Raw genomic sequence first — 9,424 nt, 5'->3', positions numbered from 1 at the left:
TGGTTGATGAGCGTGCGGCCGGCGCTGCGCTTGAGATCGTTGCGATCGGCGGCGAGGGCGTCCACTTCGTCGAAGAAAAGCACGGCCGGCGCATTGCTGCGGGCGAGCTCGAAAAGCTGGTGGAGATTCTTTTCGGAGTTGCCGAGGTAGAGATCGAGAATCTGGTGGATGCCGATGGAAAGAAAGTTGGCCTTGATCTCGCCGGCCGTGGCGCGGCTGAGGAGTGTCTTGCCACAACCCGGCGGGCCGTAGAGCAGCACACCGCCGCCGATCTTCTTGCCGTAGGCTTTGAAGAGCGCGGGGTTCTTGAGCGGATGGATGATCTTCATCCGAATTTCTTCCTTTACTGTCTCCATGCCGCCGATGTCGGCGAAATTCAGCGTCGGGCGTTCGATGTCCGCGCTCTCGGCGGCCTTTTCCTCGTCTTCCGATTCCGGCGCCCAGCCTGGGCCGGAAACCGCCACCTTTTCGGGCTCGGCGGCCTTGGGCGCGCCGGAGTTCAATTCCTTTTCGAGGGACGGATCCTTGCCCGTGGGGTCGAGGGCGAGGGCCCGCGCGTAGCTCGTGCGGGCGGCCTCGAGATTCCCCTCCCCGGCATGCAGGCGGGCGAGGAGAAGATGGGCGGGCGCGAATTGTGGTTGCTGGGCGATCAGCGCCTCGATGCGCACTACGGCTTCGCTCGTCTTGCCGCTGAGGTGCAGGACGCGGGCGATGCCGACGCGGGCCTCGGGCCGGGTGGGATCGAGGGTCAGGACGCGCTCGAAAATGGACCGGGCCTCGTCGAGGGACCATTCGTCGAGACAAGCATGGGCGAGAAGGAGCAGCAGGGGGATGTTGTCCGGCGAAACGGCGACGGCCTGGCGGAGGGGGTCAAGTTTGGACATGCGGGAGGGAGTTTCGAGTGAGGAGGGCCACAAGACAAGCGGGAGAATTGGAACATCCACCGCGGGCGCCCGGACATGGCGATCAGGGTGGTATCACGCATTCCTTTCGTGGCGTGGCATGGGCGCTGCTAAACTCAAAGATGTAACCGCTGCCATACTAATCTATGAACTTCCTTGTTGTTGACGACAATCGGCTCCTGAACCGCTTCCTGACCACCTACTTGCGCGGCAAGGGACATTCCGCAGCGTCGCTCACCGACAGTTCCAAGGTGGAATCGTGGCTGGACCTGAACCCCTGCGATGGGCTGATTCTCGATATTGGGATGCCGAAAATCGATGGGTTGACTCTCATTTCCAAGGTACGGGAAAAACACGCCCACTTGCCGATCGTGATGTTCACCGGCCTGGGCTACGACGAAGACGCCATGCAGGCGGCGCGCAAAGCGGGCGCCAACGGCTACGTCAGCAAGGGACTGGGACCGTCGGAGATTTATTCCGCTCTGATGCGGGTCCTCCAGCAGCAGGCTCAGCAGCCGGCCAAGGCGTAAGCCGGAGCCCGGTCAGGCTTCGACCAATTCCGCGAGGCGCGATTTGAGCAATCGTGCTTCCCACTGTCCGCTGGCGTTCGGACGGTCGAGATAGCCATAATTGAGAACCGAACCGGCCTGCGCCAAAAGGAGGCGTGAGATTTTCCCGAAACGCCCCATGCCCATGACACTCAAGGGCAGTGGCTGTTTTTTGCCGAAGACGCCGAGCAGTCGCGCCAGGGCGGCCGGCGAACCGGCGAGCGCGGCGAGTTTGCAGACATCGGCCCCGGCGGCATACGCCTGGCGAATGGCACGCTGCAATTTCGCCACCGGCGGGGTGGAGTGAAAATGGTGAACGGAGGCGATGACTTTCACGCCGGCCAGGCGGGCGGCGGAAACGGTTGCAGATAGTTTTTCAAAGGAGCGCAACTCCACATCGATCAGGGACGCATGGGGCAGGAAACGGGCGAAAAGCTCACGCCGCTGCGGGAAACTGAGGTTGTGCGCCCCTCCCTCGGCCGGATGCCGGACCGTGATGATCAACGGTACGCGGAGGCGGGGCAGGACGGGCAGCAAGGCGGCGGGGTCGGCGGCAAAATTGTCCACGCGAATCTCCAGGAAATCGACCTCCCCGGGCCGGATCTGGAGCGCGGCGCGCAGCGCCCCCGGAGAATGCACGGCGGCCACCACGTTCGCCAATTTACGTAAATCTCTCGATATATTTATCCGGCTCATGTTTCTTGCGATGCTCCGCGCAGCAAACCCGATGCTTGGTCGAAAACAAGAACTCAATCTCCAATTCCTCCAGGTCGCCGATGGCGTCCTGATGGTCGTCGCGTTTTGGATTGCGCACACCCTGCGCTTTTTCGGCGCGGACCTTTTTGTTTTCGCCAACAAGCCGATCGGGCCGTTTTCCGAGTTCCAGTGGCTGCTGTTTGTCATCCTGCCCTTCGGGCCGATCGTGCTGGAACTGCAGGGCTTCTACGCGCACTCGCAGCAAAAGAGCGTGGGCAAGTCGCTGATCCAGGTCGCACGAGCCATCTTCTGGCTGGGGTTGATTATTGCCGCGTGCTCCTATTTTCTGCGGCTCAGCGTGCCCAGCCGCGCGGTCATGCCGCTCTTCGTGGTCGTCTCCGTCGGGCTCTTGCTGGCCCGCGAACACCTCACCCTCTTGTACTTCCGGAAGCGTTCGCGCACCGTGGACTTGCGGGAGCGGGTGATCCTCGCGGGAACGCCCAGCGATACCCACCAGTTGCGGCACACGTTCAATCCGGAGCAGATCATGGAGATCGAGGTCGTGGAGGAAATTGACATTGAAAATCAACCCATCACCGATCTCGTCAATGCCCTGCACAAGCACTCGGTCAACCGGGTGATTTTTGCCGGTGGTCACAGCCACTTGAACCGCCTCCAGGAGGCGATCGCCGCTTGTGAGATCGAAGGGGTCGAGGCCTGGCTGGCGGCGGATTTCATTCGCACCTCGATCGCCCGCCCGGATTTCGATGTGTTCGGCAACCGTCCCATGCTGGTCTTTCGCACGACGCCGGATTTGTCCTGGGCGCTGTCAATCAAGGGCTTGATCGACCGCACCGGTGCGCTCGTGGGGCTGCTGCTCACGTCGTGGCTCTTCGTCTTCATCGCCATCGGCATCAAGCTGACCTCGCCCGGCCCCATTTTCTTCCGCCAGCAGCGGGCGGGCAAGAATGGGCGGCCCTTCACGATGTTCAAGTTCCGCTCCATGGAGTCCGACGCCGAAATGCGCCAGGCGGAACTGGCCGCTTACAACCAGATGGAGGGACCGGTCTTCAAGATCGAGAAGGATCCGCGGGTCACCAAATTCGGAAAATTCCTGCGGCGCACGAGCCTCGACGAGTTTCCGCAACTCTACAACGTGCTCAAGGGCGAGATGAGCCTGGTCGGGCCGCGCCCGTTGCCCATCTACGAGGTCGAACAATTTGAAAGCACCGCCCAGCGGCGGCGCCTGAGCATGAAGCCGGGACTGACCTGCCTGTGGCAGGTCGCCGGCCGCAACAAGATCCGGAGCTTCGACGAATGGGTGCAACTCGATCTGCGCTACATCGACAATTGGTCGCTGCTGCTGGATTTCGAGATTCTGCTCAAGACCGTCCCGGTGGTCGTTCTCGGGTTTGGGGCACGGTAAAACTCAACGCAGCCCTCGGGCGCCTTGATTGGCGGTCATGGTCGCCGCCGAAAATAACTCGCACCTTAAATCGGCTTAAGAGGGCTTAAGGCACCTTAAATCGGCTTCTCGTCGCCGAGGCGCCTTGACTAAATCCTGGGCGGATGGCCGGCGGGAAGTGGGCAACCTCGCCGTGGCGAGCGGAGTTGGGAAATCGTCGGAGTTCATGCCTGCAGGTGTGCCATAACACGGCGCAAAATGTGCATCGCCCCATTGGTTCCATTGGCTCCATTGCGAAAAATCCCCCCCGCAAAGACAAATCGCGGCGTATTGATGGATTCTTCGCCTCCCGGCAGTCATTTCATTTGCAGCCTCCTGTGGGAGCCGTTAGAAAACGCGGCCCATGTCTTCGACCCGTCCCACTTCCGTTGTCACCGGCGGCGCCGGTTTTCTTGGCTCCCACCTTACGGATCGACTGCTCGCCGAGGGGCACCGGGTCGTCGGCATCGATAATTTTCTCACCGGCAACGTCGCCAATATCGAGCACCTCGCGGGCAATGAGCACTACAAGTTCATCAAGCACGATGTCTCCAATTACATCTTCCTGCCGGGTGATGTGGATTTTATCTTTCACTTCGCTTCGCCAGCCAGCCCGATCGATTACCTCGAGCATCCGATCCCGACCTTGAAAGTAGGCTCCCTCGGCACCCACAATGCGCTGGGGCTCGCCAAGGCCAAAAAGGCGACCCTTCTCCTCGCCTCCACCAGCGAGTGCTACGGCGACCCGCTCGTGCACCCGCAGCGCGAGGACTACTGGGGAAATGTGAACCCCATCGGGCCGCGCGGCGTTTATGACGAGGCCAAGCGCTTCGCCGAGGCCATGGTCATGGGGTACCACCGCTACCACCATATCGACACGAAGATCGTCCGCATCTTCAATACCTACGGCCCGCGCATGCGGCTGCGCGACGGGCGCGTGGTGCCCGCGTTCATCGGCCAGGCCTTGCGCGGCGAGCCGCTGACCATCTTCGGCGACGGCTCGCAGACACGTTCCTTTTGCTATTGCTCGGATTTGATCGATGGTATTTTCAAGCTCTCGCAGTCCGACTTTCACGAACCGGTGAACATCGGCAACCCCCGCGAAATGACGATCAAGCAATTTGCCGAGGAAATCATCCGCATTACTGGGGCCAGTTCCCAGATCGAGTACCGCCCCCTGCCGGTGGACGACCCGAAGGTGCGGCAGCCCGATATTACGCGAGCCAAAAAGGTGCTGAATTGGGAGCCCCGAGTGGACTTCGACGAGGGCATTCGCAAGACAATTGATTACTTCCGCACCCGTCTGGATTGAACTTCAGAAGAAATCGGCAACTTTTTCCTTCCCAACCCCACACAAATAATCAACAAGAGCACCCGCTTTCCTGGACGCGAATGTCCTAAGAAAATCCCTCCCATGAAAATCCTCTTCCTTTCCCTCGCCACCCTTGGGGCGCTGTCCTCCGCAGTCCTGGCGCAGGCCCCGGTCGCAGTCGGCCCCGGCTCCGTGAAGATCACCAAGGTCGAAATCGCCGGCGTCAAGACCCCGGAATATCAAATCGTCGGCGGTCCACAAAAACGCTCCAAGACCGGCACCTGGCTGGAAATCGAAGTCGCGTTTGAGACCAAGCCCGAGGACATCGACGAGTTGACGTTCAACTACAACGTCCTGATCGAAAAATCGCTTCTCGATGGCAGCGTCACGCACGTCAACATTCCCAAGGGAACGGACCACTACTCGGTGATGTATATTTCGCCGCGCGCCTTGGAAAAACTGATGGGCGGCAGGCCGTTCACCGCCGCCAGCATCGGCAACGCCTGGATCACCGTGTCGCGGCAAGGTCAGGTTCTCGATGCCCCCGCCGCCAACGGCAAGGCGGCTTACAAGCCCACCGGCATGCCCAATCTGCCCCATCTCGCCGGCCTTCTGCTGAACAAGAACGAAACACCGTTCGCGCCGCTCTTCTATGATCGCTACGAGGCGATCAGGGCCGCCCGGTAGTCCTCGGCCGGAGCATTCATGGCAGCAAAAACTCGCATCCTCAGTCTCAGCCTCGGCACCCAAACTATTGGGCTGGCGGAGTTTAAAACCGGTCAAAACGGCGGCCTGATCCTGTCTTCCTACGAAACCCGGGAGTTACTCGCCGATCCGGCAGCCGACGCGACCCGGCTCGCGCAGACCAAGCTCGTCCTCGACGAGGTCGTCCAGAAGCGCAAGGTCAAGGGCGGGAAGGTCAACTACGCGGTTTCTTCCCAGTCGGTCTTCACCCGTTTCGTCAAGCTGCCCTCCGTAGGGGAAGAGCAAGTCGATCAGATCGTGGGGTTTGAAGCCCAACAGAATGTCCCCTACCCGATCGATGAAGTCGTGTGGGATTACCAGCTCGTCGACAGCGGCGACTCTTCCCAAGTCGAAGTCGTCATCGTCGCCGTAAAGTCCGATTTGCTCGACGACATCAACGATGCCGTCGAACAGACCGGCCTGAAGACGACCCTCGTGGATGTGGCGCCAATGGCCGTCTACAACGCCTTTCGCTACAACTACAGCGACGTGCATGGTTGCTCGCTCGTCATCGACATCGGGTCGCGGACGACAAACCTCATTTTCATTGAGCCGCACAAGGTCTTCAGCCGCAGCATTCCCAATGGCGGCAGCACGATTACCCAGCAAATTGCCAAGGAATTCAGCGAGGCCTTTCAAATTGCCGAGGAACGCAAGAAGCGGGACGGGTTCGTGAGCCTGGGCGGCGCCTATGCCGAGCCGGATGACCCTGATGTGGCCCGCGTCTCGAAGATGATCCGCAATTCGATGACCCGTCTCCACGCGGAGATCGCGCGGTCGATCAGCTTTTTCCGCGCCCAGCAGGGGGGCAGCCAGCCCGAGCGCGTCTTCTTGAGCGGGGGCAGTTCCACGTTGCCCTACATGCGGGAGTTCTTTCAGGAGAAGTTCCAGCTTCCGGTCGAGTTCTTCAATCCCATGCGCAATGTCGCCGTGGGCCCCGGCCTGAATATCGAGGACATCAGTAAGAACGCCCATCGCATGGGCGAACTCGTCGGCCTCGCGCTGCGCGGGACCAGCGACTGCCCGATGGAACTGAATCTGCGCCCGGCGCGGGTCGTCCGGCGGCACGATCTGGCGGTCAAGCGCCCCTACCTCATCATGGCTGGTTTCTGTGGCCTGCTGGCCCTGACCGCGTGGTGGCTGTATTTCGTGCAAGCCGCCAAGACCGTGGCGGATGCCACGGAGAAGCTGGCCCCGAAAGTCACCGAACTCCAAAGCTTCGAAAAGAAGATCGACCAGGCGAGGAAGGACATCAAGGCCCAGCAGGATACCGCGCAACCGTATCTCAATGCGGTCGAGGAAAAGACCTATTGGGTGCAAATCACCGAAGATATCAACAGCCGCCTGCCCAAGGACTACATCTGGGTCACGAATTTCGACTTGGAAAAGCCCGAGTCCACGTTGAAACAAAACGCCAAAGCAGCGCCACGAGGCACGGTCCTGCTGCTCAAGGGTCTCTACCTTTTCAACACGCGTGGCCCCCAGGTGGTGGACGATTTCAAGGCCAAGCTGAAAGAGTCGCCCTATTTCACCGTGGACGAGGATCCCTCGCGCAACGTCCGCATGAGTCCCAATGAAGTGGACTGGGCCTATGACTGGACCATCCCCCTCATTCTGAAGAACCCCATCGTGAGCTCCTCGAACGAAAAATGAATTGGGTTAAACAAAACAAATTTCTGACCGGGTTCATCGTGGTGATGCTGATCGGAGTCGGCGCGCTCGGTTTCGAGCTCTTTACCGCCAGTTCCGCCTACGACGAGGCCACCGAGAACTACACGAAAGCGTCTGCGGAATACAATCGCCTGCGCCATTTGGTGCCGTATCCCAACCGGCAGAACCTGACCGCCTACGAGGAGCAAAAACAGGAAGCCGCGAGCGTCATCAACGCCTTCGAGTCCGACCTCTCCAAGAAGGAATTTCCTCTGGAATCGTTCTCGCCCGAGGGTTTTCAGGACAAATTGAAGGCCTCGGTGACCGCGGTTCGCGCCAAGGCGACCGAGAACGGCATCAAGCTTCCGGATAAATTCTATCTGGCATTCGAGAAATACGAAACCACACCGCCGGCTCCCGAAGCCGCCGCCCCCCTCGGCCGCGAACTCAAGGCCATCGAGTGGGTGGTGAATCAATACCTCTCCCACTCCTCCAATGCCGTGGAAGGCGTGGTCAGCCTCGTTCGTGCCGATCTTCCTCAGGAAAAGGGCGGCAAGGGCGGAAAAGGTGGCGGTGGCAGTGGACCCGGTGCGGGCGGCGGACCGGGCAACAATGGCCCCGGCGGTAAAGGTGGACCGGGCGGCGGTGGCGGCTCTGGACGACGCGATCTGGTGAAATATCACCCGTTTGATATCGCGGTGAGTTGCAAGCCAGCAGCGCTTCGGGAAGTGCTGAATACCATCACCGGACCCCAGGCGCCCCAGTTCTACGTGGTTCGTCAGCTTCGCATCCATAGCAGCAAGGAAAAGGGGCCTGCGCGCGCCGGCGATGCCGCCGACAACGATAAAGATAAACAGACCATCCACTATATCCTCGGTGAGGAATGGATGGAAGTGACTGCTCGCATCGAAATCGTGGATTTCACCCCGCCGGGCGAAAAACCTGCTTCAGACAAATCGTCTGCCGCCCCCAAATCTGCCCCCCGCCCGTAACCATTATGAACTGGATTAAGAAGCGCTATGACCAGTTTCTGCTCGCACTGCTCACGGTTGCGCTGCTGGCCTGCGCTATCCTGATTTTCCTCCGGGTCCAAAGCTTCGGCGAAAAATTCTCCGACGCCGTCGCCAGTGTCATCCCGAACAACAAGGTTCCTCCCGTTCCGCTGGATCGCATCGATCAAGCCAAGGAAAAACTCCAGACTCCCCCGCAGTGGACCAATCCGGTGGGTGCAAAGGGTGAACCCCTTCGCGGTTCCCTCTTCGTTTCCGACCACTACATCATCAGTCCAGAGGGGACACCCCAAAAGCCCGACATCGTAGATCTCTACAAAGACTCACTCACCGGGGAAAAGATCCCCAGCAAATGGTTCCTGGATAACAACCTTCCTTTGCTGGATGCCAAGGTTCCCATGCAGGATCCGGATAAAGACGGCTTCACCAACGAGGATGAATGGCGCGCCAAGACCGATCCCAACAATAAGGATTCGCACCCGCCCTACTGGACCAAGCTCTTCCTGAAACATTTCGAGAAGGTTGCCTTCCGGCTCGTCTTTAAGAGCTACGATGGTATTCCCACGGGTCCCAAGAAAGACCCAATCGAAAAGTTCAGCTTTCAGATCGACACGATCGACCTCCACCAACCCAGTGAGTTCCTCAAGGTCGGCGACATGGTGCCACATACGAAATTCAAGCTGGAAAAGTTTGAATACAAAACGGCCTACAACAAGCAAATCGAGGATACCGTGGACGTATCCGAGTTGACGCTCGTCGACACGATTACCGCGGATAAAATCGTCCTGATTCTGAACCGGGTCACCGATTCACCCGATGTCTACGCCAATTTCGAGTACGAATGGCCGCAGCCGACCCAGCTCATCCGGGTCAAAAAGCTCCAGGAGTTCGTCCTCAAGCCGGAAGTTGATGACACGCATCACTATAAACTGATTGACATCAACGACACGGAAGCCCAAATAAAACTCCCAGACGGGACAGATTACACGGTGAAAATGGACCCGCGCCACGCGGGCAAGTAGCCACTGTAGTTTAACCTGATCTTCATCTGGCCATTTCCTTGGTGCCAAAATTGCATCCCACTCTAAAAAACTTTTTATAATCTCAACCCCAAAGCC

9 protein-coding genes are annotated in these 9,424 nt (G+C 59.3%); 7 read left to right on the top strand and 2 right to left on the bottom strand.

Annotated features, from left to right (window positions below):
- Positions 1-884 (bottom strand): AAA family ATPase (locus ABJF10_RS25630; protein ID WP_348547468.1); only part of this gene is annotated, 884 nt, incomplete at its 3' end.
- 164 nt (positions 885-1,048) lie between these two features.
- Between ABJF10_RS25630 and ABJF10_RS25625 the strand changes: the two genes are divergently transcribed.
- Positions 1,049-1,432 carry a response regulator gene (locus ABJF10_RS25625; RefSeq protein ID WP_348547467.1) on the top strand — a complete coding sequence of 128 codons (384 nt, stop codon included), beginning with the start codon at positions 1,049-1,051 and terminating at the stop codon, positions 1,430-1,432.
- A gap of 12 nt (positions 1,433-1,444) precedes the next feature.
- On the opposite strand, the gene ABJF10_RS25620 is transcribed toward ABJF10_RS25625, so the two are convergent.
- Positions 1,445-2,101, bottom strand: coding sequence for a type I 3-dehydroquinate dehydratase (locus tag ABJF10_RS25620; protein ID WP_348547469.1), 657 nt, complete (start codon positions 2,099-2,101; stop codon positions 1,445-1,447).
- A gap of 55 nt (positions 2,102-2,156) precedes the next feature.
- On the opposite strand from ABJF10_RS25620, the gene ABJF10_RS25615 reads away from it, so the two are divergent.
- The 6 genes from ABJF10_RS25615 to ABJF10_RS25590 all read left to right on the top strand — a co-directional run bounded on the left by ABJF10_RS25615 (position 2,157) and on the right by ABJF10_RS25590 (position 9,328).
- Complete coding sequence (locus ABJF10_RS25615) at positions 2,157-3,572, top strand: sugar transferase (RefSeq protein ID WP_348547466.1); 1,416 nt, start codon at positions 2,157-2,159, stop codon at positions 3,570-3,572.
- Positions 3,573-3,954: 382 nt separating this feature from the next.
- Positions 3,955-4,902 (top strand): UDP-glucuronic acid decarboxylase family protein, encoded by a 948-nt coding sequence (locus ABJF10_RS25610; RefSeq protein ID WP_348547465.1) that lies wholly within the window; start codon positions 3,955-3,957, stop codon positions 4,900-4,902.
- A 102-nt stretch (positions 4,903-5,004) separates the two neighbouring features.
- Positions 5,005-5,589, top strand: a complete 585-nt coding sequence (locus ABJF10_RS25605; RefSeq protein WP_348547464.1) for an Amuc_1102 family pilus-like protein — start codon at positions 5,005-5,007, stop codon at positions 5,587-5,589.
- Positions 5,590-5,607: 18 nt separating this feature from the next.
- Complete coding sequence (locus ABJF10_RS25600; RefSeq protein ID WP_348547463.1) at positions 5,608-7,299, top strand: Amuc_1101 family PilM-like pilus complex protein; 1,692 nt, start codon at positions 5,608-5,610, stop codon at positions 7,297-7,299.
- A complete protein-coding gene (locus ABJF10_RS25595) occupies positions 7,296-8,288 on the top strand; it encodes an Amuc_1100 family pilus-like protein (protein ID WP_348547462.1) in 993 nt (330 codons plus the stop codon). The genes ABJF10_RS25600 and ABJF10_RS25595 overlap by 4 nt, the downstream gene beginning before the upstream one ends.
- Positions 8,289-8,293: 5 nt before the next feature.
- On the top strand, positions 8,294-9,328 hold the full coding sequence (locus ABJF10_RS25590) for an Amuc_1099 family pilus-like system protein (RefSeq protein ID WP_348547461.1): 1,035 nt from the start codon (positions 8,294-8,296) through the stop codon (positions 9,326-9,328).
- Positions 9,329-9,424: the final 96 nt, after the last annotated feature.

The organism is Chthoniobacter sp., assembly GCF_040003245.1.
GTDB lineage: Bacteria > Verrucomicrobiota > Verrucomicrobiia > Chthoniobacterales > Chthoniobacteraceae > Chthoniobacter.
This window is presented reverse-complemented; position numbering and strand designations above follow the sequence as displayed.

Excerpts from the sequence above, each read along its gene's own strand:
- ABJF10_RS25625 (WP_348547467.1), top strand. The coding sequence starts at position 1,049 with ATGAACTTCCTTGTTGTTGACGACAATCGGCTCCTGAACCGCTTCCTG.
- ABJF10_RS25615 (WP_348547466.1), top strand. The coding sequence starts at position 2,157 with ATGCTCCGCGCAGCAAACCCGATGCTTGGTCGAAAACAAGAACTCAAT.
- ABJF10_RS25610 (WP_348547465.1), top strand. The coding sequence starts at position 3,955 with ATGTCTTCGACCCGTCCCACTTCCGTTGTCACCGGCGGCGCCGGTTTT.
- ABJF10_RS25605 (WP_348547464.1), top strand. The coding sequence starts at position 5,005 with ATGAAAATCCTCTTCCTTTCCCTCGCCACCCTTGGGGCGCTGTCCTCC.
- ABJF10_RS25600 (WP_348547463.1), top strand. The coding sequence starts at position 5,608 with ATGGCAGCAAAAACTCGCATCCTCAGTCTCAGCCTCGGCACCCAAACT.
- ABJF10_RS25595 (WP_348547462.1), top strand. The coding sequence starts at position 7,296 with ATGAATTGGGTTAAACAAAACAAATTTCTGACCGGGTTCATCGTGGTG.
- ABJF10_RS25590 (WP_348547461.1), top strand. The coding sequence starts at position 8,294 with ATGAACTGGATTAAGAAGCGCTATGACCAGTTTCTGCTCGCACTGCTC.